This is a genomic window from Massilia aquatica, from assembly GCF_011682045.1.
GTDB classification, from domain to species: Bacteria; Pseudomonadota; Gammaproteobacteria; order Burkholderiales; family Burkholderiaceae_D; genus Telluria_A; species Telluria_A aquatica.
Window position 1 is genome coordinate 182942 of the sequence record NZ_VVIW01000001.1, and the last position, 23265, is coordinate 206206.

General features: G+C 64.5%; 20 protein-coding genes. 12 read left to right on the forward strand and 8 right to left on the reverse strand.

Going from position 1 to position 23265, the window contains the following annotated elements; all coding sequences use genetic code 11:
* Positions 1 to 66 precede the first annotated feature (66 nt).
* Both F1609_RS00890 and paaX read right to left on the reverse strand, forming a co-directional pair.
* The gene (locus tag F1609_RS00890; protein WP_167073766.1) at positions 67 to 1152 is read right to left on the reverse strand and encodes a TRAP transporter substrate-binding protein; all 1086 of its coding nucleotides are present in this window, start codon (positions 1150 to 1152) and stop codon (positions 67 to 69) included.
* 92 nt (positions 1153 to 1244) lie between these two features.
* The gene (gene paaX, locus F1609_RS00895) at positions 1245 to 2207 is read right to left on the reverse strand and encodes a phenylacetic acid degradation operon negative regulatory protein PaaX (protein ID WP_167073768.1); all 963 of its coding nucleotides are present in this window, start codon (positions 2205 to 2207) and stop codon (positions 1245 to 1247) included.
* Between the two features lie 200 nt (positions 2208 to 2407).
* On the opposite strand from paaX, the gene paaA reads away from it, so the two are divergent.
* Genes paaA through paaZ form a run of 12 tightly spaced genes read left to right on the forward strand, consistent with a single transcriptional unit; the run spans position 2408 to position 14152 of the window.
* Positions 2408 to 3394, forward strand: coding sequence for a 1,2-phenylacetyl-CoA epoxidase subunit PaaA (gene paaA, locus F1609_RS00900; protein ID WP_167073770.1), 987 nt, complete (start codon positions 2408 to 2410; stop codon positions 3392 to 3394).
* Positions 3395 to 3428: 34 nt separating this feature from the next.
* Positions 3429 to 3713: a 1,2-phenylacetyl-CoA epoxidase subunit PaaB gene (gene paaB / locus F1609_RS00905; RefSeq protein WP_054268390.1), complete on the forward strand. Its 285-nt coding sequence runs from the start codon at positions 3429 to 3431 to the stop codon at positions 3711 to 3713.
* Positions 3710 to 4474 carry a 1,2-phenylacetyl-CoA epoxidase subunit PaaC gene (gene paaC, locus F1609_RS00910; RefSeq protein ID WP_370661585.1) on the forward strand — a complete coding sequence of 255 codons (765 nt, stop codon included), beginning with the start codon at positions 3710 to 3712 and terminating at the stop codon, positions 4472 to 4474. Before paaB ends, paaC begins: the two co-directional genes overlap by 4 nt.
* Positions 4474 to 5004: a 1,2-phenylacetyl-CoA epoxidase subunit PaaD gene (gene paaD, locus F1609_RS00915; protein WP_167073772.1), complete on the forward strand. Its 531-nt coding sequence runs from the start codon at positions 4474 to 4476 to the stop codon at positions 5002 to 5004. The genes paaC and paaD overlap by 1 nt, the downstream gene beginning before the upstream one ends.
* An 8-nt stretch (positions 5005 to 5012) precedes the next feature.
* Entirely contained in the window at positions 5013 to 6089 is a 1077-nt protein-coding gene (gene paaE / locus F1609_RS00920) for a 1,2-phenylacetyl-CoA epoxidase subunit PaaE (protein ID WP_167073774.1), read from the forward strand.
* Positions 6090 to 6114: 25 nt separating this feature from the next.
* A complete protein-coding gene (gene paaG / locus F1609_RS00925; protein ID WP_167073776.1) occupies positions 6115 to 6906 on the forward strand; it encodes a 2-(1,2-epoxy-1,2-dihydrophenyl)acetyl-CoA isomerase PaaG in 792 nt (263 codons plus the stop codon).
* A gap of 1 nt (position 6907) precedes the next feature.
* On the forward strand, positions 6908 to 8455 hold the full coding sequence (gene paaH, locus F1609_RS00930; protein ID WP_167073778.1) for a 3-hydroxyacyl-CoA dehydrogenase PaaH: 1548 nt from the start codon (positions 6908 to 6910) through the stop codon (positions 8453 to 8455).
* A gap of 3 nt (positions 8456 to 8458) precedes the next feature.
* Positions 8459 to 8902: a hydroxyphenylacetyl-CoA thioesterase PaaI gene (paaI, locus tag F1609_RS00935; RefSeq protein WP_167073779.1), complete on the forward strand. Its 444-nt coding sequence runs from the start codon at positions 8459 to 8461 to the stop codon at positions 8900 to 8902.
* 21 nt (positions 8903 to 8923) lie between these two features.
* A complete protein-coding gene (paaK, locus tag F1609_RS00940; RefSeq protein WP_167073781.1) occupies positions 8924 to 10240 on the forward strand; it encodes a phenylacetate--CoA ligase PaaK in 1317 nt (438 codons plus the stop codon).
* 14 nt (positions 10241 to 10254) lie between these two features.
* Positions 10255 to 11469 (forward strand): 3-oxoadipyl-CoA thiolase, encoded by a 1215-nt coding sequence (gene pcaF / locus F1609_RS00945; RefSeq protein WP_167073783.1) that lies wholly within the window; start codon positions 10255 to 10257, stop codon positions 11467 to 11469.
* A 10-nt stretch (positions 11470 to 11479) separates the two neighbouring features.
* Positions 11480 to 12076 carry a phenylacetic acid degradation protein PaaY gene (gene paaY, locus F1609_RS00950; protein ID WP_167073785.1) on the forward strand — a complete coding sequence of 199 codons (597 nt, stop codon included), beginning with the start codon at positions 11480 to 11482 and terminating at the stop codon, positions 12074 to 12076.
* A 24-nt stretch (positions 12077 to 12100) separates the two neighbouring features.
* Entirely contained in the window at positions 12101 to 14152 is a 2052-nt protein-coding gene (gene paaZ / locus F1609_RS00955) for a phenylacetic acid degradation bifunctional protein PaaZ (RefSeq protein ID WP_167073787.1), read from the forward strand.
* Positions 14153 to 14291: 139 nt separating this feature from the next.
* On the opposite strand, the gene F1609_RS00960 is transcribed toward paaZ, so the two are convergent.
* The 6 genes from F1609_RS00960 to argH form a co-directional block, all read right to left on the reverse strand.
* Positions 14292 to 15692 carry a DUF1501 domain-containing protein gene (locus F1609_RS00960; RefSeq protein ID WP_167073789.1) on the reverse strand — a complete coding sequence of 467 codons (1401 nt, stop codon included), beginning with the start codon at positions 15690 to 15692 and terminating at the stop codon, positions 14292 to 14294.
* A gap of 9 nt (positions 15693 to 15701) precedes the next feature.
* The gene (locus F1609_RS00965; RefSeq protein ID WP_267876759.1) at positions 15702 to 17858 is read right to left on the reverse strand and encodes a DUF1800 domain-containing protein; all 2157 of its coding nucleotides are present in this window, start codon (positions 17856 to 17858) and stop codon (positions 15702 to 15704) included.
* Between the two features lie 207 nt (positions 17859 to 18065).
* Complete coding sequence (locus F1609_RS00975; RefSeq protein ID WP_308609335.1) at positions 18066 to 19289, reverse strand: M24 family metallopeptidase; 1224 nt, start codon at positions 19287 to 19289, stop codon at positions 18066 to 18068.
* 5 nt (positions 19290 to 19294) lie between these two features.
* Complete coding sequence (locus tag F1609_RS00980; RefSeq protein WP_167073793.1) at positions 19295 to 21037, reverse strand: TRAP transporter large permease; 1743 nt, start codon at positions 21035 to 21037, stop codon at positions 19295 to 19297.
* A gap of 32 nt (positions 21038 to 21069) precedes the next feature.
* On the reverse strand, positions 21070 to 21654 hold the full coding sequence (locus tag F1609_RS00985) for a TRAP transporter small permease subunit (RefSeq protein WP_167074502.1): 585 nt from the start codon (positions 21652 to 21654) through the stop codon (positions 21070 to 21072).
* 112 nt (positions 21655 to 21766) lie between these two features.
* Complete coding sequence (gene argH, locus F1609_RS00990) at positions 21767 to 23164, reverse strand: argininosuccinate lyase (protein ID WP_167073794.1); 1398 nt, start codon at positions 23162 to 23164, stop codon at positions 21767 to 21769.
* Positions 23165 to 23265: the final 101 nt, after the last annotated feature.

Consider the following 23265-nt stretch of genomic DNA (forward strand, 5'->3'; position numbering starts at 1 on the left):
TTGCCCGCATCGAAGGTATCAAATGCGCCAGGTAATTCCTTTGACCTGGCTCAAATGACCCTGAATTTACTTCCGTCCTATCGAAATCAGATAGTTTTGCATCGTCTGCTCGGATACCGAGGCCCACATGTTCTGGTCTTGCCGGAACCGCTTCCATGGTTCGTACACTTTTTTGAACTTCGCATTCTTCGCAGCCTCCTCTTCCATGACCGCGGTCGAGATCTTGTAGGCCTCGTCCATGATGGCCTTGGAAAAGCTGTGCAGCCTGGCGCCGTTCTTGATCAGACGCGCCAGCGCCTGCGGGTTCCTGGTGTCGTAGGCGGCCTGCATCGTCACGTGGCACTCGAAGCTGGCCGTTTCCACCGCCGCCTTGTACTGCGCGGGCAGCTTTTCCCATTCCTTGATGTTGATGTAGAACGACAGCTGCGGTCCGGCTTCCCACCATCCCGGCGTGTAGTAGTGCGGCGCCACCTTGGCCAGGCCGAGTTTTTCATCGTCGTACGGGCCGACCCACTCGGCCGCGTCGATCGTGCCTTTTTCGAGCGCCGCATACACGTCGCCGGCGGGAATCTGCTGCGGCACCGCGCCCATGCGCTCCATCACGCGGCCGGCGAAACCGGCGATGCGGATCTTCATGCCCTTGACGTCGGCCAGCGACTTGATCTCCTTGCGGTACCAGCCGCCCATCTGCGTGCCGGTGTTCCCGGCCATGAAGTTGATGATGCCGTAGTCCTTGAAAAAATCGCGCATCAGTTCACGCCCGCCGCCCTGGTCGAACCACGCGGTCTGCTGGCGCGAGGTCAGGCCGAACGGCACCGCGCAATCGAAGGCGAAGGTCGGGTCCTTGCCGAAGTAGTAGTACGACGGCGTGTGGCCCATCTCCACCGTGCCCGCCTGCACCGCGTCCATCACCTGCAAGCCGGGCACGATGTCGCCGGCGGCGAACTGGCGGATCTGGAAGCGCCCGCCGGTCAGTTGCGATACGCGCTTGGTGAAGGCTTCTGCCGCGCCGAAGATGGTGTCGAGCGACTTGGGAAAGCTCGACGCCAGGCGCCATTTGACTTCAGGATTAATTTGCGCGAACGCCGGCGTGGCGATGACGCCGGCCGTCGCGCCGATGGCGCTTTTGGTAAGGAAGGAACGACGTTGCATGACAGTCTCCGAGTTTTTTTAAACTATCTGAGGGACGTGCGACCCATTGTAGCCGCTTGTTCGCGCCAAAGTTTCATGTAATTGTAGCGTCGCTAACGCACCAGGGGTTTTACATTTCGCTGCGCCTCGCCGGCCAGCCCGCCGAAGCGCTGGAAGAAGCCGGCGTCAAGCTGCGGCGCACTGTCGTCCTCGCGCCGCATGGTCGCCATGATGTGCGTTTCGGCGAGTGCGTATGTACGCGCATAGACCGCGCGCGCCAGTTCGTACGCGCTGCTGCCGGGCCAGGGATCGGGCAGCAGTTCGATCGGCAGCATCGGGTCGTGCAGCTGCACGCGGCGGTAGGCGTGGACCAGCAGGGTGCGGATCACGAAGGCTTGCTCGGGTGCCAGCGCGGCATCGCTTGTCAACAGGTCCAGCAGCGGCGCAAAGCGTGCGATGAAGTGGCGGTAGCCTTCGACCACGCCCGACAAATCCCAGCCATCGTGCACCAGGTCCTGCAGCGGGCGGCTAGACACGCCCGGCAGCGCGCTGGCGCGGCACACGAACAGCTTGTCCTTCACGCCCACGCGCGCCAGCAGTTCTTCGAGCACGCCGGCGTCGCTGGCCGGATGCCCGAACATGCCCGGCGCGATCATGGCGTAACCCTCCCACAGCATCTCCTTGCGCAGCAGCGCGCGTTCGGGCGCGTCGATGTTGCCGGCGCCGGAGAGCACCAGGGTCCAGTTGCCGTCCCAGTGCGCCGCCAGCGGCGCGTAAATGCGGCGGTTGGCGCGTTCGAAGCGGGGCAGGGCCTGCGGCAGGATCGCATACGAACTGCGGCGCCCGTCGCGGTTGGCCACCAGCCAGCCTTCCTGCGCCAGCCGGAACACGCTGGTGCGCAGCAGGCGGTCGTTGACGCCGAAGGGCGCCAGCAACTCGATCAGGCTGCCCAGCCAGATGGTGCCGCCGTGCGGGGCGATGGCGTCGCCGAAGATGGTCATCACTAGCGACTTGGAACGGGGCGGATCGCTCGCGAGAAAATCGGCGATCCATGCTGTGCTGGTAAGTTGTTTCATGGATGCATGGTCTGGCGCGGTGGGGTGATTGTCAAGCAAAGCAGCCGTTTACTTTAGCGCGTGTTGGGCGCAGCATGGTTTTTTGCCATCGGTTTAATTGGAATCGGATACAGGTATACAATACGACTCAATTAAACTGTGTACATCTGATTTTACGTATCGTATTATCGGTTGATCGCCTTTGCAATGGGAGAAGCACCATGTACGCACAACTCGTAGAAACCGGCCTCAAGAAAGTCCAGAGCGCCGAGGACATGGATGAGCAGGAGCGCGAGTTCCAGGCGCGCATCGATGCCGGCGTCAAGATCGAAGCCAAGGACTGGATGCCCGAGGCTTACCGCAAGACCCTGATCCGCCAGATTTCCCAGCATGCGCACTCCGAAATCGTCGGCCAGCTGCCCGAGGGCAACTGGGTCACGCGCGCCCCCACGCTCAAGCGCAAGTCGATCCTGCTGGCCAAGATCCAGGACGAGGCCGGGCACGGACTGTATTTATATAGTGCCGCCGAAACGCTGGGCGTCTCGCGCGACGAACTGCTCGCCGCTCTCCACTCGGGCAAGGCCAAGTATTCGAGCATTTTCAATTACCCGACCCTGTCGTGGGCCGACATGGGCGCGATCGGCTGGCTGGTCGATGGCTCGGCCATCATCAACCAGATCCCGCTGTGCCGCTGCTCGTACGGACCGTACGCGCGCGCCATGATCCGCGTCTGCAAGGAAGAATCGTTCCACGCGCGCCAGGGCTACGACATCATGCTGAGCCTCGCCCAGGGCACGCCCGAGCAAAAGGCGATGGCGCAGGATGCGCTCAACCGCTGGTGGTGGCCGTCGCTGATGATGTTCGGCCCGTCGGACGCCGAATCGGTCAACAGCGCGCAGTCGGCGCAGTGGCGCATCAAGCTGTTCTCGAACGACGAACTGCGCCAGCGCATGGTCGACCAGACCGTGCCCCAGGCCGAGTACCTTGGCCTGACCGTGCCCGATCCCGACCTCAAGTTCAACGCCGAGACGGGCCACTACGAATTCGGCGAGATCGACTGGAGCGAGTTCCAGAACGTCTTGAAGGGCAACGGCCCGTGCAACCGCGAGCGCCTGCGCACCCGCGTGAAGGCCTATGAAGATGGCGCCTGGTTCCGCGATGCGCTGGTCGCCTACGCTGACAAGAAATCCGCGCGCGCCGCCGCGTAATCGAAGCACTGGAAGCACTTTCACGGAGAACAACATGAGTAAAGAATGGCCCCTGTGGGAAGTCTTCATCCGCAGCCAGCACGGCCTGGCGCACAAGCACGTGGGCAGCCTGCACGCGTCCGACGCCGAAATGGCGGTCAATAACGCGCGCGACGTCTACACGCGCCGCAACGAAGGCGTGTCGATCTGGGTCGTGCGCGCCGCCGACATCGTCGCCAGCAGCCCGGGCGACAAGTCGGCCCTGTTCGAGCCGTCCAACAGCAAAGTCTATCGCCACCCGACCTTCTTCCCGATGCCGGAAGAAGTCAAGAACCTGTGAGCGCGCCAGTGGATCAAAAAATCGACTACCTGCTGCGCCAGGGCGACAACGCCCTGATCCTGTCGCAGCAGCTCTCCAAACTGTGCGGCAAAGGCCCGGCGCTCGAAGAAGACATGGCGCTGACCAACGTCGCCCTCGACCTGCTCGGCCAGACCCGCATGTGGCTGACCTACGCCGGTGAACTGGAAGGGCGCGGCCGCACCGAAGACCAGCTGGCCTTCCTGCGCGACGCCCACGACCTGCGCTGCTGCCTGATCGTCGAACAGCCCAATGGCAACTACGCCGACACGATGGTGCGCCAGTTCTACTTCGACACCTGGCACTACTTCCTGATGCTTGGCCTGACCAAGTCGAGCGACCCACGCATCGCGCAGATCGCCGAAAAGTCGATCAAGGAAATCACCTATCACCTGCGCCGCAGCGGTGACCTGATCGTGCGCATGGGCGACGGCACGCCCGAGAGCCACGCCAGGACCCAGGCAGCGGTGAACGAACTGTGGATGTACAGCGGCGAGATGTTCCTCTATGACGCCGTCGACAACGCCATGGTGGAGCAGGGTGTGGCGCCCGCCAGCGAGGGCTTGCGCGCCGCCTTCGTCGAACACGTGGCCGAGATTTTTGCCGAAGCCACGCTGGCGATGCCCGATCCTTCCGTGTGGATGCAGCGCGGCGGTAAAACGGGCCGCCACAGCGAGCACCTGGGTTTCATTTTGGCCGAGATGCAGTTCCTGCAGCGCTCCTACCCCGGGGCCGAGTGGTAATGAGCACGCAGCCGGCCAGCACGGAACAGGTCTGGGCCTGGCTGGGCGAGGTCAGCGACCCCGAGATCCCGGTGATCTCGGTCGTGGACCTCGGCATCGTGCGCGCCGTGGACTGGGACGACGCCACGTGCGTCGTCACCATCACGCCGACCTATTCGGGTTGCCCGGCGATGCAGGTCATCGCCGACTCGGTGAAGGACGCGCTGCATGGCCATGGCGTGCTTGATGTGCGGCTGGTGAACCAGCTTTCGCCGGCGTGGACCACCGACTGGATGAGCGAGGCCGGCAAGCTCGCCCTGAAAGGCTACGGCATTGCGCCGCCGGCGCAGCAGGTGATCGATATCAGTGGACTGCGCAGCGTCCTGCATACAGGCGTCAAGCGCGGCGCGGCGCCGAAGCTGATCGTGATCTGCCCCAATTGCGGTTCTGGCCATACGGAGCTGACCAGCCAATTCGGCTCGACGCCGTGCAAGGCGCTCTACAAGTGCCTGGACTGCCGCGAACCTTTCGACTATTTCAAGTGCCACTAAGGCAGACTATGAGCAAATTCTACCCACTGACCGTCGCCAGGGTGCGCAACGAAACGCGCGACACCATCGCCGTCACCTTCACCGTGCCGGACGAACTGGCCGCCAGCTTCGCCTACCAGCAGGGCCAGCACCTGACCCTGCGCGCGCAGATCGGCGACGAAGACGTGCGCCGCTCCTACTCCATCTGTTCGGCGGTGCAGGACGGCGCGCTGCGCGTGGCCATCAAGCGCACGCCGGGCGGGCTGTTTTCGAGCTGGGCCAACGACCATATCAAACCCGGCGCGGTGCTCGACGTCATGCCGCCGATGGGGCACTTCAACGTGCCGCTGGCGGCGGATAACGCGCGCCACTACCTTGCCTTTGCGGCCGGCAGCGGCATCACGCCGATCCTGTCGATCATCAAGACCACCCTGCTCACCGAGCCGAAAAGCCGCTTCACGCTGTTCTACGGGAACCGCGCCTCGTCGTCGGTGATCTTCAAGGAAGAACTGACCGACCTCAAAGACAGTTACATGGAGCGCCTCAACCTGGCCTATGTGATGAGCCGCGAGCAGCAGGACATTGAGCTGTTCAACGGCCGCATCACCAAAGAAAAGGTCGAGCAGTTCATCAAGCACTGGATCCGCATCGAGGATGTGGACATCGCCTTCATCTGCGGCCCGGAAGACATGATGCTCGGCGTCTCGGCGGCATTGCAGGAAGCCGGCATGCCCAAGCAGAATATCAAGGTCGAACTGTTCGCCGCCAGCATCCCCAAGCACCAGCACAAACCGCGCCAGTTCGACGCGCTGGTGCGCCACGAGACCGAGGTCACCGTCATTTTGGACGGCAACCACACCAGCTTCACGATGGACAAGGACAAGGAATCGATCCTCGACGCCGGCCTGCGCGCCGGCATCGACATGCGCTACTCGTGCAAGGGCGGCGTGTGTTCGACCTGCCGCTGCAAACTGGTCGACGGCAAGGTCGACATGGACGTGAACTACGCGCTGGAAGACTACGAAATCGCGCGCGGTTTCGTCTTGAGCTGCCAGAGTTTTCCGGTGACAGACAAAGTGGTCGTCGATTTCGACCAGGCCGAATAATCCAACTGAAAGAACAGGACGCGCCATGAACTACGAAAACATCACGTTCCAGATCGACCGCGGCATCGCCACCCTGACCCTGAACCGTCCCGACAAGCTCAATAGCTTCACGCAGGCGATGCACCTGGAAGTGCGCTCGGCGCTGGCGGCGGTGCAGGCCGACCCCACCGTGCGCGTGCTGCTGCTCACCGGCGCCGGGCGTGGCTTTTGCGCCGGCCAGGATTTGTCGGACCGCGCGGTGGAACCGGGCGCCGAAGGCGTGGACCTGGGCCACTCGGTCGAAACCTACTACGCACCGCTGGTATTGAGCCTGCGTTCGCTGCCGATGCCGGTCATCTGCGCCGTCAACGGCGTGGCCGCCGGCGCCGGCGCCAACCTGGCGCTGGCCTGCGACATCGTGCTGGCCGCCAAATCGGCCAGCTTTGTCGAAGTGTTCTGCAAACTGGGGCTGATTCCCGACACCGGCGGCACCTGGCACCTTCCGCGCCTGGTCGGCCACGCGCGCGCCATGGGCATGGCCATGCTGGGCGAAAAAATCCCGGCCGAACTGGCCGAGGAGTGGGGCCTGATCTGGAAGTGCGTGCCCGACACCGCCCTGATGGAAGACGCGATCGCCATGGCCGAACACTTTGCGCAAGCGCCGACCAAAGGACTGGCCTTCACCAAGCGCGCCATCCAGGCCAGCTACGCCAACAGCCTGCCGGAACAGCTCAAGCTCGAAGGCGAGATGATGCGCGAACTCGGTTACAGCCACGATTACCGCGAGGGCGTGACCGCCTTCATCGAAAAGCGCGCGCCGCACTTTATGGGGGAATGAAATGGCAGCACTGGAACAAGGCAGCATCGTCGCCGTCATCGGCAGTGGCGCCATGGGCGCCGGCATCGCGCAGGTGGCGGCGGCATCGGGCTATCAGGTCAAGCTGTTCGACACGCGCCCCGGCGCGGTCGACAAGGCGATTGCCGATATCGGCAAGGTGTACGCCACGCTGGTCGAAAAAGGCCGCATGAGCGGCGAGGCGGCCATTGCGGCACGCGCGCGCCTGCACAGCGTGGCCACGCTCAAAGAAGTGAATGATGCCGCCCTGGTGGTCGAAGCCATCGTCGAAAACCTGGACGTCAAGCGCATGCTGTTCGCGGACCTGGAAAACGTGGTTGGCGACGACTGCATTTTGGCGACCAATACCTCGTCGATTTCGGTGACGGCAATCGCCGCGCCGCTGCGCCGCCCGCAACGCCTGGTCGGCATGCACTTCTTCAATCCGGTGCCGCTGATGGCGCTGGTTGAAGTCATCAGCGGCCTGGCCACCGATCCGGCGGTGGCCGACACGGTGTACGCCACTGCGGCGGCCTGGGGCAAGAACCCGGTGCACGCCAGGTCCACGCCCGGCTTCATCGTCAACCGCGTGGCGCGCCCGTTCTATGCCGAAGGCCTGCGCCTGTTGCAGGAACAGGCAGCAAGCGCTTCCACGCTGGACGCGGTGATGCGCGACTGCGGCGGTTTCCGCATGGGCCCCTTCGAGCTGATGGACCTGATCGGCCACGACGTCAATTTCTCGGTGACGCAGTCGGTGTTCAACGCCTACTTCGGCGACCCGCGCTTTACGCCGTCGGTGCTACAGCAAGAGATGGTCAACGCCGGCTTCTTCGGCCGCAAATCGGGCCGTGGCTTTTACCAGTATGGCGAGGGCGCGACCAAGGCGGCCGCTGTCGACGAGGCGGCGCAAGTGCGCCCGGAAGTGGTCAGCATCAGCATCGACGCCGACGTGGCCGATTCGTTCACGCAGCCGCTCGAACAGCGCCTGGCTGGCGCGGGCTACACGGTCGGCCACCGCACGCCGTTGTCGCACGCCGGCGAAAACGAAGCGCCGGCCTTCCACTGCAACGGCGCCGCCATTTTCCTGACCGACGGGCGCAGCGCCACCGAGCGCGCCAGCGCCAACCACCATCCCGATACGGTGCTGTTCGACCTCGCGCTCGATTACGGCAAGGCCACCCGCATCGCGCTGGCGCGCGCGGACCAATGCAGCGATGCGGCCTGGAACGCGGCGGTCGGCCTGTTCCAGGCGGCCGGTTTCGCAGTCACGCGCCTGGACGACGTGCCGGGCATGGCGGTCATGCGCACGGTGGCCATGCTGGCCAACGAAGCGGCGGACGCCGTCAACCAGGGCGTCTGCACCGCCCAAGCGGTCGACATTGCCATGCAAAAGGGCGTCAACTACCCGCGCGGGCCACTGGCCTGGGCCAGTACGGTCGGCATTCCACACATCGTCACGGTGCTGGCCAACCTGGCCGCCGCGTATGGCGAAGACCGTTACCGCGTGTCGCCGCTGCTGCGCCGCAAACTCGCCAATGGAAGCACCTTCTGACAAATGCACATTGATCCTCAGACGCTGGCCGAACTGGCCGGCAAAACCATGTTCGAGCGCGATCCGGCCAGCCAGGCGCTCGGCATGCTGCTCGCCGAGATCCGTCCCGGCTACGCGCGCATGACCATGCCGGTGCGGCGCGACATGCTCAACGGCCACCAGACCTGCCACGGCGGCTACATCTTCATGCTGGCCGACAGCGCCTTTGCCTTCGCCTGCAATTCGCACAACCTCAACACCGTGGGCGCGGGCTGCACCATCGACTACCTGTCGCCGGGGCGCGAAGGCCATCTGCTGACGGCTGTCGCGATCGAGCAGGCGCTGTCGGGTAAAACCGGCGTCTACGACATCACCGTCACCAACCAGGACGGCCGCACGGTCGCCCTGTTCCGAGGTAAATCGCATCGCGTGACGGGCAACGTGGCTGAACTGCCGCTCGTGTCATAACTGCTGCAAAGGAGGAACACCATGGTCCAACGCACACCAGTCCCTGGCGACCTGGAGCCGATCGAACGCGCCAGCCGCGACGAACTGCAAGCCTTGCAGCTTGAACGCATGAAGTGGTCGCTGAAACACGCCTACGACAACGTGCCGCACTACCGCGCCGCGTTCGACGCCGCCGGCGTGCATCCGGACGACCTGCGCACGCTGGCGGACCTGGCCAAATTCCCCTTCACCGACAAGAAAACCCTGCGCGACAATTATCCCTTCGGCCTGTTCGCGGTCCCGCGCGAAAAGGTGGTGCGCATCCACGCTTCGTCCGGTACCACCGGCAAGGCCACCGTGGTGGGCTACACCCGGAACGATATCGACACCTGGGCCAATGTGGTGGCGCGTTCGATCCGCGCCGCCGGCGGGCGCGCGGGCGACATGGTGCACGTCTCGTACGGCTACGGCCTGTTCACCGGCGGGCTTGGTGCACACTATGGCGCCGAGCGGCTTGGCTGCACCGTGATCCCGATGTCGGGCGGGCAGACCGAAAAGCAGGTGCAGCTGATCTGCGACTTCAAGCCGGAGATCATCATGGTCACGCCCTCGTATATGCTCAACATCATCGAGGAATTCACGCGCCAGGGACTCGATCCGGCGGCGTCCTCGCTCAAGGTCGGCATCTTCGGGGCCGAGCCGTGGACCGATGGCATGCGCAGCGAGATCGAACAACGCGCCGGGATCGACGCGGTCGACATTTACGGCCTGTCCGAAGTCATGGGGCCGGGCGTGGCCAGCGAATGCATCGAGAGCAAAGACGGCCCGGTGGTGTGGGAGGATCATTTCTACCCCGAGGTGATCGACCCGGACACCGGCGAAGTGCTGCCCGACGGCGCGGAGGGCGAACTGGTATTCACCTCGCTGACCAAGGAAGCGCTGCCTATCATCCGCTACCGCACGCGCGACCTCACGCGCCTGTTGCCGCCGACCTCGCGCGCTATGCGCCGCATGGGGAGAATCAACGGCCGCTCGGACGACATGCTGATCATCCGTGGCGTGAACGTGTTCCCGAGCCAGATCGAAGAACTGATCCTGCAGATGCCGCTGCTGGCGCCCCATTACCAGCTGGTGGTCTCGCGCGACGGCCATCTGGACAAGCTCGATGTGGTGGCCGAACTGCGCGACGGGTCTCAATCCCAGGATGGCGCGGCAGCACTCGCGCGCGACCTCGAACACCGCATCAAGACCTACGTTGGCGTGACCACGCGCGTGAACCTGCTGCCCGCCAACGGCATCGAGCGCACCCTGACCGGCAAGGCCCGGCGCGTGATCGACCAGCGTCCAAAATCGCATTGAATCAAGGAGCACCTGTGAACAAACCGAACGACGCCTTCATCTGCGACGCCATCCGTACTCCATTCGGCCGCTACGGCGGTTCCTTGTCGGGCGTACGCGCCGACGACCTGGCCGCGCTGCCGATCGCCGCCCTCATCGCGCGCAATCCCGGCGTGGACTGGACGGCCGTGGACGACCTGCTCTTCGGCTGCGCCAACCAGGCCGGCGAAGACAACCGCAACGTGGCGCGCATGGCCGCGCTGCTGGCGGGCCTGTCACCGGAAGTCCCGGCCAGCACCATCAACCGCCTGTGCGGCTCCAGCCTGGACGCGGTCGGCATCGCCGCGCGCGCCATCAAGGCCGGCGAAGCGAACCTGATCATTGCCGGCGGCGTGGAAAGCATGACGCGCGCGCCTTTCGTCATGGGCAAGGCCGACAGCGCGTTCTCGCGCGCAGCAAAAATCGAAGACACCACCATGGGCTGGCGCTTCGTCAACCCGCTCATGAAGGCCAGATACGGCATCGACTCGATGCCCGAAACGGCTGAAAACGTGGCGAAGGAATTCAACATCAACCGCGCCGACCAGGATGCATTCGCCCTGCGCAGCCAGCAGCGCTGGGCTGCGGCCCACGCCGCCGGCGTGTTCAAGGATGAAATCGTCCCCGTCACCATCGCGCAGAAGAAGGGTGAAGCGCGCGTGTTCGACGCCGACGAGCATCCCCGTCCCGACACCAGCATCGAGATGCTGGCCAGGCTCAAAGGCGTGGTCACGCCGGATGGCACCGTCACCGCCGGTAACGCCTCGGGCATCAACGACGGCGCCTGCGCCATCCTGATCGCCTCAGGCAGCGCAGCCGAGCGCTTTGGCCTCACGCCGCGCGCCCGCATCGTCGGCATGGCCCTGGCCGGCCTGGAACCGCGCATCATGGGCTTCGGCCCCTCGCCGGCCACCAAAAAGGTGCTGGCGATGACGGGCCTCTCCATCGGCCAGATGGACGTGATCGAGTTGAACGAAGCCTTTGCCGCGCAGGGCCTGGCGGTCACGCGCGACCTGGGCCTGGCCGATGACGCCGCCCACGTCAACCCGAACGGCGGGGCGATTGCCATCGGCCACCCGCTGGGTGCCTCCGGTGCGCGCCTGGTGCTGGCGGCGGTCAACCAGCTGCACCGCACCGGCGGGCGCTATGCGCTGTGCACGATGTGCATCGGCGTCGGGCAGGGCATTGCCCTGGTCATCGAAAAAGTATAAGGTGCGCGCCATGGTCAAGGTCTACGCAATCAATGGCGTCACGCCGGTGGTGCATCCCACCGCTTACGTGCATCCGAGCGCGGTGCTGATCGGCGACGTGATCGTGGGCGCGCGCTGCTACGTCGGCCCGCTGGCCTCGATGCGCGGCGACTTTGGCCGGCTGATCCTGGAAGAAGGCGCCAACCTGCAGGACACCTGCGTCATGCACGGCTTCCCCGGCGAAGACACGGTGGTCGAAGCCGATGGCCACATCGGCCACGGCGCGGTGCTGCACGGCTGCCGCATCAAGCGCAATGCCATGGTCGGCATGAACGCTGTGGTGATGGACCGCGCCGTAGTGGGCGAGGAATCGATCGTGGCCGCCATGAGTTTCGTCAAGGCCGGCATGGTCATCCCGCCGCGCAGCATGGTCATGGGCATGCCCGCGCGTATCATGCGCGAACTGACGGAGCAGGAAGTGAACTGGAAGAGCTTCGGCACCAGGCAGTACCACGACCTGGCGGTGCGTTCGATGGACACCATGCGCGAAGTCGAGGCCTTGACCGAAGTCGAGCCGAACCGCGCGCGGATCGACCTTGGCCCCGACCCGCATACGCATAAAGAATAGAACAGAGAACTAGGAGAAGACACCATGCAAACCATATCGACCCTGCAAAGCCTGATCGGCGGCCGCTGGCTCGGCGCCGAAGCGTCGGTGCCACTGCACAGCGCACTTAATAACAGCCTGATTTACCACACCCACGCCGAAAAAATCGACTTCGACGAGGCAGTCACCTATGCGCGCAGCACCGGCGTGCCGGCGCTGATGTCGCTCGACTTCCAGAAGCGCGCCGCCTGCCTCAAGGCGCTGGCGCTGTACCTGATGGAGCGCAAGGAAGAGCTGTACGCGATTTCGCACCTGACCGGCGCCACCCGCCCGGACAGCTGGGTCGATATCGAAGGCGGCATCGGCACCCTGTTCGCCTACGCCAGCATGGGCAGCCGCGAGCTCCCGTCGAGCAATGTGCTGCATGAAGGCCCGGCGCTCGCGCTGGGCAAGAACGGCGGCTTTGCCGGCACCCACATCCTGGTGCCGCGCGGCGGCCTGGCGGTGCACATCAACGCCTTCAACTTCCCGATCTGGGGCCTGCTCGAAAAATTCGCGCCGAGCTTTTTGGCGGCGATGCCGTGCATCGGCAAACCGGCCACCGCCACCAGCTACCTGACCGAAGCCGTGGTGCGCATGATGCACGAATCGAACCTGTTGCCGGCGGGGGCGCTGCAACTGGTCATCGGCAGCACCGGCGACCTGCTCGACCGCCTCACCGGCGCCGACGTGGTGACGTTTACCGGCTCGGCCGATACCGCCGCCAAGCTGCGCGTGAACAAAAACCTGATCGCCCACTCGGTGCCGTTCACCGCCGAAGCCGATTCGCTCAACTGCGCCATCCTGGGGCCGGACGTGACGCCAGACGATGTGGAGTTCGACCTGTTCGTCAAGGAAGTCGCGCGCGAGATGACCGGCAAGGCCGGCCAGAAGTGCACCGCGATCCGCCGCATCATCGTGCCCAAGCAGCATGTGGACGCGGTGGGCGAGCGCCTGCGCGAACGCCTGGCGAAAATCGTGGTGGGCGACCCGTCGGTGAAAGAAGTGCGCATGGGCGCGCTGGCGTCGATGGACCAGCACCGCGATGTGAGCGAGCGCCTCGAATTGCTCGCGCGCGGCAACGAGATTCTGTTCGGCGCCAGGGATGGCTTCAATCCGCTGGGCGAGGGTGCGGCCAATGGCGCGTTCTTCTCGCCGACCCTGCTGCTGTGCCGCGACGGCATGAACAACGACGCCGTCCACGATATTGAAGCCTTCGGCCCGGTCAGCACGATGATGACCTATTCCGATCTGGACGAAGCGCTGGCACTGGCCGCGCGCGGCAAGGGAAGCCTGGTCAGCACCTTGGTGACCAGGGATACGGCGATCGCGGCGCGCGCGGTGCCGGTAGCGGCGGCTTCGCACGGCCGCGTGCTGGTGCTCGAGCGCGAAGCGGCGGTCGATTCGACCGGCCACGGCTCGCCCCTGCCGCAGTTGAAGCACGGCGGTCCGGGACGCGCCGGCGGCGGCGAAGAGCTGGGCGGGATTCGCGCGGTGCGCCACTTCCTGCAGCGCGCCGCGGTCCAGGGTTCACCCACCATGCTGGCCGCGATCACGGGCGAGTACGTGCGCGGCGCGGCAGTGCGCGAGAGCGACCTGCACCCGTTCCGCAAGTATTTCGAAGAACTGCAGATGGGCGACTCGCTGCTCACGCACCGGCGCACGGTGAGCGAGGCCGATATCGTCAACTTCGGCGGGATTTCGGGCGACTATTTCTACATGCACTTCGACGAGATTGCGGCCAAGGATTCGCAGTTCGGCAAGCGCATCGCGCACGGTTACTTTGTGCTGTCGGCGGCGGCGGGCTTGTTCGTCTCGCCGGCGCCGGGACCGGTGCTGGCCAACTACGGGCTGGATAATCTGCGCTTCATTACGCCGGTGGCGATTGGCGACACCATTCGCGCCAGGTTGACGTGCAAGCGCAAGGTGGACCGCAACCGCACCGACGACAAGGGCGTGGGGCAGGGCGTGGTGGCGTGGGATGTGCAGGTCACCAACCAGCATGATGAGCTGGTAGCCAGTTACGATATTTTGACGCTGGTGATGAAGAAGGGGTGATGGGCGTGAAATAGCGCTAGCTCAGAAACCGTCGTTCCCGCGGAGGCGGGAACCCAATGTCGTTGCTAAGCCACGGTGCCTTGGATTCCCGCCAAGGGGGCCGCCGAGGCCCGGAATGACGGTATGGGGGGCTGTGGCCTTACACAAACCCCATATTGCGCGTACTCGCGTTGTAATTCCCCAGATTCGGCAGCAGTGCCAGCAACTCGCTGTTCGACACGCCCAGCCACGCGCCCATGGTGGCTGCGAACTGGTCCACCGAGGTGGTCGGCAGCAAGCGCCCCTGGCCCACGTCATCCGGGCCGCCATTGGCCACGATCGGGGCGGTGCCGTAAAAGCGCTTGCCCTTGACCGCGCCGCCCATCACAAAATGCATGCTGCCCCAGCCATGATCCGATCCGTCGGCATTGCCCGCCATGGTGCGGCCGAAGTCCGAGGCGGTGAAGGTGGTCACCTTGTTGGCCACGCCCAGTTCCACCGTCGCCGCGTAAAACGCCGCCATCGCGTCGCCCAGCCTAGTCATCAAGACCGGATGGTTGGTCGCCATGCCGTCGTGATTGTCGAAGCCGCCCATCGACACAAAAAACACCTGCCGTTTCGCGCCCAAAGTCGGACCGGCGGCGATCATGCGCGCCACCAGTTTCAGCTGGTCGCCCAGGTTGTTCCCGGTCGGGAACGGGGTTGTCGGCGCCGGCGTCGAGGTCAGGGCCCCGGTCAGCACTTCATTCGCTTCGATCGAGCGCTTGCCGATGCGGTTGTATTCGTTTTCCAGCACATTGCTGCGCTGCTGCGTCATCAGGGTGCGCAGCGCCGTCGAGGCCGCCGCCGAACCGAACAGCGAATTCTTCAGCCCCGCCAGCGGCACCGAGCCACTGGTCGATACCTGGTATTGCACAGCGTTATTGCCTGACAAGAACACCGCATTGTTCGAGACATTGATACAGGTAAAGGTCGAGTGTGTATTGCTTGCCTGGAACAGGTCGCCGATGCGTCCGCCCCATCCCGAGGTGGCGCCTTCCGGCATTGATGACTGGAATACCGACTGCTGGTCGTTGTGCGAAAACAGTTTGGGCGGCAGGCGCCCGGTTTTCTGGGTGTACTGGAGCTTGGTGGTCGGCTGCACCAGGTTGCCCACGTTCAGGATCACGGCCAGCTTGCCGTCATTAAAGATCGGCATCAGCGGCGCCAGGTTGGGTGCCAGCGCGTATTGATGCTGGAAACCGGCCGAGTCGACCGGCACCACGGTCGGGGTCAGTGCGGTCGCGGCCAGCGCGGCGCGGGAGTGCGCAAAACCGGGCCGGTACGACTGGTACAGCGCGTGGCTGGTCTGGTCGTAGGGCGTGACGGTATTCGCGTAATCGTTGCCGCCGTACAGGAACACGCACACCAGTGCCTTGTAGTCGGTGGCCGTGGCGGCGCTGGCCTCGGAGATGGCGGCAAGGTTGATCGCCCAGGGCGCGGCCACGCCGGCCACCGAGAGGGCCGAGGCGCGTTGCAGGAAGGCGCGGCGCGATGCATTTGTTCCATTTTTTTCGTGCATGGCTGCTTCCTATTTCTGGACGATGAATTCGGGTGAGGCGAGCACCAGCACCAGGGCGGCGTAGATGCGGTTCAGGCGGTGCGCTTCGGTAGTCTTGGGCATGGAGTCGATCCCGCCCTTGATCAGGTTGAGCGTGGCCGGGGCCAGTTGTCCGGCCGCCAGTAGCAGGTTCAGCTCGTTGACCAGGTTCTCGGACACCTCGGCCAGCGGCAGCAGGGCGCTGTAGTCGGCCTTGACATCGCCCACGCCCCGGCTGACCACGCCCTGCATGTAATTGACATAGCCGACCACGGTCGATTCGTTGGTGATCTGGAATTCCGGCGCCACCATCTTCGCATTGGCAATTTCGCTGTTGGGCGGCACGTAGCCCGGACGGAAGAAATTGAATACCGTGCCGGAGCGGCCCGGGCTCTGCCCGAGGCGGGTGCCGGGGTCGGATGTGTTGCCGATCGCCCAGGCATCCGACGGCGAACTGGCCTTGCAGGCGCGCGCCCAGGCGGTAAAGCGCAGCACCGGCTCGCGCAGCTTGCCGAAGCTGGGGTCGCTCAGCCGGTTCGGATTGCGCGCCTCGTCGTCCAGCAAGATGGCGGTCACGACCTTGGACAGGTTGCCCTTGACCCCTTTGCCATCGTTATTGAACACGTTGGCGACCCGGGTCACGTAGGCGGGCGACGGGTTGCTGGTCACCAGGCGCTGGATCAGCTGGCGGCTGATGAAGGGCGCCACGTTGGCATGCGCGTAGATGATGTCGAGCGCGCGGGTGACGCTGGTCAGGGCGTCGGTGCCGGCGGGAATGCTGCTGTCGAGGAATTCCTTGGCGCCCGATTCATGGCGGTTGGCCGACACGGCCATGGGACGGCGTTTGTAGTCGGGCGAGTTCATGTCGCCGCCGGCCAGGTCGTAGCCGAAGCCGGTGAACACGCGCGCCAGGCCGCTGATGTCGTCGAGGCCGTAGGTTTCCTGCTGCAGGCCGCCGCTGAGCTTGGGCGTGCCGTCGATGTTCAGCTGGACCAGGCCGATGGTAAACAGCTGCATGACTTCGCGCGCGTAGTTTTCGTCGGGCAGGGCGCCGGTGGCCGGATTCATCTTGACGTTGCCGCGATAGGTCAGGTACTCGCCCATCGGTGCGCTCAGCGAGACTTGCTGGAGCAGGGTGCGGTAGTTGCCGAAGGCCTGGGACTCGAGCAAGTCCATGTGCGCCACGCCCGAAAAATTGCTCCAGCTGGCGCTGAAACCGGTGATCGACGCCACCACGATTTCGGACAGCGCCAGGGTGACGCGCTGGCGCAGGGTGTCGGGCGCGCTGATCATCTTGCGCCAGATGGCGGCGTCGTGGCCGTTTTCGGTGTTCTTCAGATCGGCCGTGTTGTACTTTTTGCCGACCAGATAGTCCCAGCGCGACTCGCCGCGCGGCATGGCGATTTGTTCGTCGATCCAGCCGGCGTAGCCCACCTGCTGCACGCGCGCGATCTGCTCGCGCGTGGCGCCCATCGATGCCTGGGCCAGGAAGCGCGAGGCTTCGGCGGGGGTGATTTTTGTAGCGACCGGCGTGGGGGTCGGGGTTGGCGTCGGCGTCGGCGTCGGAGTGGGCGTCGGGGTGGGCGTCGGAGTAGGCGCCGGGGTTGGCGTCGGTGTCGGTGTCGGAGTGGGCGTTGGCGCCGTTGGCGGCGTCGGCGTCGGCGTCGGAGCGGTAGGCGTTGGGTTGGGCGCGGTCGGCGTTGGCGTCGGGGTGGCCGGTGTCGGGACGGTCGGGGGTGGCTTGACCGGCGTTGGCGCCGGCACAGGGGGCGTTGGCACGGGCGGCGTCGGTGCGGGACCGGGCACGCCCGGCGTCGGCACGACCGGTGTCGGCACCGGCGTCGGCACGACCGGCGTTGGCGCCACTGGTGTCGGCACGACGGGCGCCGGCAACACCGGTGTCGGCACGATCACCGGTGGGGCCGATACGCTACCCGCAGGAATCGCAGGAATCGCGGAGCCGCTACTGCCGCCGCCGCAGGCCGCCAGCGCCGCGCTGGAGAGGAGGGCGGTGCCCGCCGTGGCCAGCCTGACCATGGAAATTGATTCATCGCCAGCAACATCAAGCTGGATTGTCAGCATGTCGGCGTTCAGTTCGACGCTAGCGTCATCCTCGACACCTGCGTCGAGTAGTTGTTGCTCTTGCATGAAGATATTCCCGGTGTGTCCACGACCACAGATAATAGGTGATTAGCGGAAACAAATAAACGTTGGGTTTTGTTTATTTTGTAACAAGGGCATCATTTTCGCCTTGTTTGCAACACTGCTTTATGCCGCGAAGCGGCGGGGTGTTGATATATGAGCAAGGCGACCGCTTGGCCGGATTGTACGAATTGAATTATTGGGCAATGTGTTTCAGCGCCCCATGCCGAACGGATCGTCGATCGAATGGGCCGGTTCGGTGAACCACGTCGGCCCGGCCGCCGTCATATAGAAATGGTCTTCATGGCGCACCCCGAACTCGCCCGGAATGCAGATCATCGGCTCGTTCGAAAAGCACATGCCCACATCGAGCGGCGTGCTGTCGCTGCCGACCAGGTAGGGCCATTCGTGGATATCCATGCCGATGCCGTGGCCGGTGCGGTGCGGCAGGCCTGGCAGCTTGTAGCCGGGACCGAAGCCGTTCGATTCGAGCGAGGCGCGCGCGGCGGCGTCCACCTCGCGGCACGGCACGCCCAGTTGCGCCGCCGCGAACGCGGCCAGTTGCGCCGCCTTTTCGGCATTCCACACGAAGCGCTGGCGCTCGCTGATGTCGCCGTACACGTAGGTGCGCGTGATGTCCGAAATGTAGCCGTGCACCTGGCAGCCGGTGTCGATCAGGACCACGTCGCCCGGTGTCAAGGTCTGCGCGTAGCTCACGCCATGCGGATAGGCGGTCGCCTCGCCGAACAGCACGATGCAAAAGTACGACCCCGGCGCGCCGACCTTGCGGTGCGCGCGCGCGATGAAGTCGCTCACCTCCACCGTGGTGATCCCCTCGTGCAGGATGCTGGCGGCGGCCTTGTGCACTTCCAGGGTCATGTCCTTCACCCGCTGCATCAGCGCGATTTCGGCGGGCGACTTGCGCGCGCGGCAGAACGCCGTGACGCTTTTGGCGTTTTCCAGCGCGTAGCCGGCCGCCAGCGGACGAATGCCGTCGGCGATGAAGAACGCCGCGCTCTCGCAGATGCCGATGCGCGGCGCACTGGCCGCATCCGGCTTGATGCCCATGCGCCCAAGCACGTCGATGAACAGCTGGTAGGGGCTCTCGTGCTCTTCCCAGCAATTGACCTTGCCCTTGACGAGCATGAAGTCGGTCAGCGAGCCTTCTTCGAACACCGGTGCGATGTATTCGAGCGCGCCCACAGCCGGCAAGATCGCGCCGACCATGCGTTCGCTGGCATACCACTTGGTGCCGGTGAAGTAGCGCATATTGGTGCCGGCGTTGAGGAACACCGCAGCGACGCCCTGTTCGACCATGAAGGCCTGGGCGCGCGCGATGCGCTGTTCGTGTTCTTGCTTGCCGATCGGGGCCATGCCGCCGGTCATGTCGGACAAGGCGGCCAGCGCCTCGTCCATGCTTTTACCGCCAATGTTCAATGCGCTCATTTCTTTTTCGGTTCCGTGTCAGTATCGGTCGAGAAGTTCAGTTCCGGGGTGGTGTCATCGTCCTTCTTGGCGGCGTCGCCGCCCGTCGTTTTGGCGCCGGCCTCGCTGTCGGTCGAGAAGTTCAAGTCCGGCGTGCTGTCGTCGCCCGCTTTTCCGGCCTCGCTGGCCGGGGCGTCGATCTTCAGTTCGATCTGTTCGTCCATGTCGACCTTTTTCTCGACCGAGACCAGGTGCGGGAAGGCGATGATCAGGGCGACCATGATCACCTGGATCACCACGAACGGAATCGCACCCCAGTAAATATCGGAGGTCTTGACCTCTTTCGGCGCCACCGACCGCAAATAGAACAGCGCGAAGCCGAACGGCGGATGCATGAAGGAGGTCTGCATGTTCACGCCCAGCAGCACGCCGAACCAGACCAGGTCGATCCCCAGCTTGTTGGCCACCGGGCCGACCAGCGGCACCAGGATGAAGGCCAGTTCGAAGAAATCGAGGAAGAAGGCCAGCACGAAGAACATGATGTTAACCACGATCAGGAAGCCCGTCACGCCGCCCGGAAGGCTGGTCAGCAGGTGCTCGACCCACAGGTCGCCATCGACGCCGCGGAACACCAGCGCAAACACGGTCGAGCCGATCAGGATGAACATGACGAAGCACGACAGGCGCGTGGTCGAATTCATGGCTTGCTTGAGCAGGCTCCAGGACAGGCGCCCGTTGAGCATGGCCAGGATGATCGCGCCCAGCGCGCCCATGCCGCCGCCTTCGGTCGGGGTGGCGATGCCGACGAAAATCGTGCCCAGCACCAGGAAGATCAGCGCCAGCGGCGGCACCAGCACGAACACCACCTTTTCGGCCATGCGCGAGAGCAGGCCGAGTTTCAGGTGGCGGTTGGCCAGGGCGAACGCGAACGTCAGGGCAACGCCGGCCGCACCGGAATAGATACCCAGTTCGTCACTTTTCAGTTGCGGGTGGCTGGCGCCCCAGAGCAGGGAGAACGCATACGACACCACGACCGTGCCTACCACCAGCGACAGCAGCGACGTGGCGCCGCTGTCGCCGTTCGGCTCGCGCAGGTTGCGCGCTTCGAGCGGCAGCGCCGGCACGTGGTGCGGCTTGAAGATCGACAGCGCCAGCACATAGCCGGCGTACATCGCGGTGAGCATCAGGCCGGGGATGAAGGCGGCCTTGTACATGTCGCCCACCGATTTGCCCAGCTGGTCGGCCATCACGATCAGCACCAGCGAGGGCGGGATGATCTGGGCCAGGGTGCCGGAGGCGGCGATCACGCCCGACGCGAGGCGCTTGTCGTACCCGTAGCGCAGCATCACCGGCAGTGAAATGAGGCCCATCGAAATGACCGATGCGGCCACCACGCCGGTGGTTGCGGCCAGCAGCGCGCCGACGAAAATGACCGCATACGCCACGCCGCCGCGAATCGGCCCGAATAGCTGGCCGATGGTGTCGAGCAGGTCTTCCGCCATCCCCGACCTTTCCAGGATCAGTCCCATGAAGGTGAAGAAGGGGATTGCCAGCAGGTTTTCGCTGCCCATGATGCCGAAGATCCGGTTGGGCAGCGCCTGCAGCAGTTCGGGTTTGAGCAAACCGAGCTCGATCCCGACCAGCCCGAAAAACAGGCCGTTGGCGGCCAGTGAAAATGCGACCGGAAAACCGGACAGCAAGAAGATGACCAGCGCCCCAAACATGATGGGCGCCAGGTTGGCGATGATGAATTGTTCCATGTGTCCCTGACCGAAGTGGCTGTGTGCTTGGCTTAACCGAGATTATTGGCGGCTTTGATCGCGTCGATCTCGTCCTGCGGCGTGGTGGCCTGCTTGGTGAACGAGCTGGCGTCGATGCGGCCGGCCAGAAACGCGATGCGTTTGATGATTTCGGACAGGCCCTGCAGGATGATGAGCGCAAAGGCGACCGGAATGAGCAGCTTGGCGGGCCAGACGATCAGGCCACCGGCGTTGCTCGACATTTCGCCACTGACGATCGAGATGCGCGCAAACGGAATGCCGTACCACAGGATCAGCAGGCAGACCGGCATCAGGAACAGCAAGAAGCCGAACAGTTCGATCCAGGCCTGGGTGCGCCGCGAGAAGCGCCCCACGATCACGTCGATGCGCACATGCTCGTCGCGTTTGAGCGTGTAGGCCGAAGCCAGCATGAACATGGCGCCGTACAGGTACCACTGGATTTCGAGCCAGGCGTTGGAACTGATATTGAAGGTGTAGCGGATCAGGGCATTGCCGGCGCAGATGAGGACCGCAGCCAGCAAGGCCCAGCTGACGGCGTTGGCGATCTTCTCATTGAGAGTATCGATCGCGCGCGACAGCGGGATGAAAAGTGACATGAGCATGGTGCTGGTATCTCCGGTAGTTTCAAACAAAAAGTTCAAAAACAAGCACGGTCGCCGGCGTCTTGCGCGCCGGTCGACTTCAATACAGGTCACTGCTGGCGGTGGATTACCCCGCCAGCTGGGCGCGCACGCGGGCGATCGCCGCGCGCACCTGGCGCGGCGCGGTGCCGCCCACATGGTCGCGCGCCGCCACCGAGCCTTCCAGGGTCAGCACCGCGAACACGTCGTCGCCGATCAGGCTTGAGAACGCGCGCAGCTGGTCGAGCGACATCTCGGCCAGGTCGCATTGGAGGTCGTCGCAGGCACGCACGGCGCGCGCCACGGCTTCGTGGGCGTCGCGGAACGGCAAGCCTTTTTTCACCAGGTAGTCGGCCAGGTCGGTCGCGGTGGCGTAGCCTTGCAGGGCGGCGGCGCGCATGTTGTCCGGCTTGACCGTGATCCCGCCGGCCATGTCGGCGAAGATGCGCAGCGTGTCGACCAGGGTGTCGACAGTGTCGAACAGCGGCTCCTTGTCTTCCTGGTTGTCCTTGTTGTAGGCCAGCGGCTGGCCTTTCATCAGGGTCAGCAGGCTCATCAGGTGGCCGTACACGCGGCCGGTTTTACCGCGCGCCAGTTCCGGCACGTCCGGGTTTTTCTTTTGCGGCATGATCGAGGACCCCGTGCAGAAGCGGTCGGCGATGTCGATGAAACCGACCCGTGGGCTCATCCAGATCACCAGCTCTTCCGACATGCGCGAGATGTGCGTCATGACCAGGGCGCCGGCGGCGCAGAACTCGATCGCGAAATCGCGGTCAGAGACGGCGTCGAGCGAGTTGTGGCACACATCGTCGAAGCCGAGCGTGCGCGCCACCCGTTCGCGGTCGATCGGGAAGGTGGTGCCGGCCAGCGCGGCGGCGCCCAGCGGCAGGCGGTTGACGCGCTTGCGGGCATCCTGCATGCGTTCGACGTCGCGCCCGAACATCTCGACATAGGCCAGCATGTGGTGGCCGAAGGTGATCGGCTGGGCCACCTGCATGTGGGTAAAGCCGGGCATGATGGTGTCGGCGTGTTGTTCCGCCAGCTCAAGCAGGGCGGCGCGCAGGCCGTTCAGCAGCACCACGATGTCGTCGATGGCGGCGCGCACGTACAGGCGGATGTCGGTCGCCACCTGGTCGTTGCGCGAGCGCCCCGTGTGCAGGCGCTTGCCGGCGTCGCCAACCAGTTCGGTCAGGCGCTTTTCGATATTCAGGTGGACGTCTTCCAGGTCGAGCAGCCATTCGAAGCTGCCAGCCTCGATTTCACCCTTGATCTGGGCCATGCCGCGTTCGATCTCGGCGCGGTCGTCGGCGCTGATGATCTGCTGGGCGGCCAGCATCTCGGCGTGCGCGAGCGAACCGGCGATGTCGAACAGGGCCAGGCGTTTATCGAAAAAGACGGAGGCGGTGTAGCGTTTGACGAGGTCGGAGACGGGTTCGGAAAAGCGTGCCGACCAGGCTTCGCCCTTCTTTGAAAGTTGTGCGGTCATGTGAATAGTTCCTTTACGTTACCTGATTATAAACAAGGAAAGCGGGCTGCGGGCAATTCCTGTTGGGGGTTGTTGGGCCGTTCCGAATTCGCGCGTGGGCC

What these genes read in the sequence shown, in the direction of transcription:
- paaX (WP_167073768.1), bottom strand. Translation starts at nt 2,207, where the DNA reads ATGAAACAACTTACCAGCACAGCATGGATCGCCGATTTTCTCGCGAGC.
- F1609_RS00890 (WP_167073766.1), bottom strand. Translation starts at nt 1,152, where the DNA reads ATGCAACGTCGTTCCTTCCTTACCAAAAGCGCCATCGGCGCGACGGCC.
- F1609_RS00985 (WP_167074502.1), bottom strand. Translation starts at nt 21,654, where the DNA reads ATGTCACTTTTCATCCCGCTGTCGCGCGCGATCGATACTCTCAATGAG.
- paaH (WP_167073778.1), top strand. Translation starts at nt 6,908, where the DNA reads ATGGCAGCACTGGAACAAGGCAGCATCGTCGCCGTCATCGGCAGTGGC.
- paaE (WP_167073774.1), top strand. Translation starts at nt 5,013, where the DNA reads ATGAGCAAATTCTACCCACTGACCGTCGCCAGGGTGCGCAACGAAACG.
- paaZ (WP_167073787.1), top strand. Translation starts at nt 12,101, where the DNA reads ATGCAAACCATATCGACCCTGCAAAGCCTGATCGGCGGCCGCTGGCTC.
- F1609_RS00960 (WP_167073789.1), bottom strand. Translation starts at nt 15,692, where the DNA reads ATGCACGAAAAAAATGGAACAAATGCATCGCGCCGCGCCTTCCTGCAA.
- paaB (WP_054268390.1), top strand. Translation starts at nt 3,429, where the DNA reads ATGAGTAAAGAATGGCCCCTGTGGGAAGTCTTCATCCGCAGCCAGCAC.
- paaI (WP_167073779.1), top strand. Translation starts at nt 8,459, where the DNA reads ATGCACATTGATCCTCAGACGCTGGCCGAACTGGCCGGCAAAACCATG.
- paaA (WP_167073770.1), top strand. Translation starts at nt 2,408, where the DNA reads ATGTACGCACAACTCGTAGAAACCGGCCTCAAGAAAGTCCAGAGCGCC.
- paaG (WP_167073776.1), top strand. Translation starts at nt 6,115, where the DNA reads ATGAACTACGAAAACATCACGTTCCAGATCGACCGCGGCATCGCCACC.
- paaY (WP_167073785.1), top strand. Translation starts at nt 11,480, where the DNA reads ATGGTCAAGGTCTACGCAATCAATGGCGTCACGCCGGTGGTGCATCCC.
- argH (WP_167073794.1), bottom strand. Translation starts at nt 23,164, where the DNA reads ATGACCGCACAACTTTCAAAGAAGGGCGAAGCCTGGTCGGCACGCTTT.
- F1609_RS00965 (WP_267876759.1), bottom strand. Translation starts at nt 17,858, where the DNA reads ATGCAAGAGCAACAACTACTCGACGCAGGTGTCGAGGATGACGCTAGC.
- F1609_RS00980 (WP_167073793.1), bottom strand. Translation starts at nt 21,037, where the DNA reads ATGGAACAATTCATCATCGCCAACCTGGCGCCCATCATGTTTGGGGCG.
- paaK (WP_167073781.1), top strand. Translation starts at nt 8,924, where the DNA reads ATGGTCCAACGCACACCAGTCCCTGGCGACCTGGAGCCGATCGAACGC.
- paaD (WP_167073772.1), top strand. Translation starts at nt 4,474, where the DNA reads ATGAGCACGCAGCCGGCCAGCACGGAACAGGTCTGGGCCTGGCTGGGC.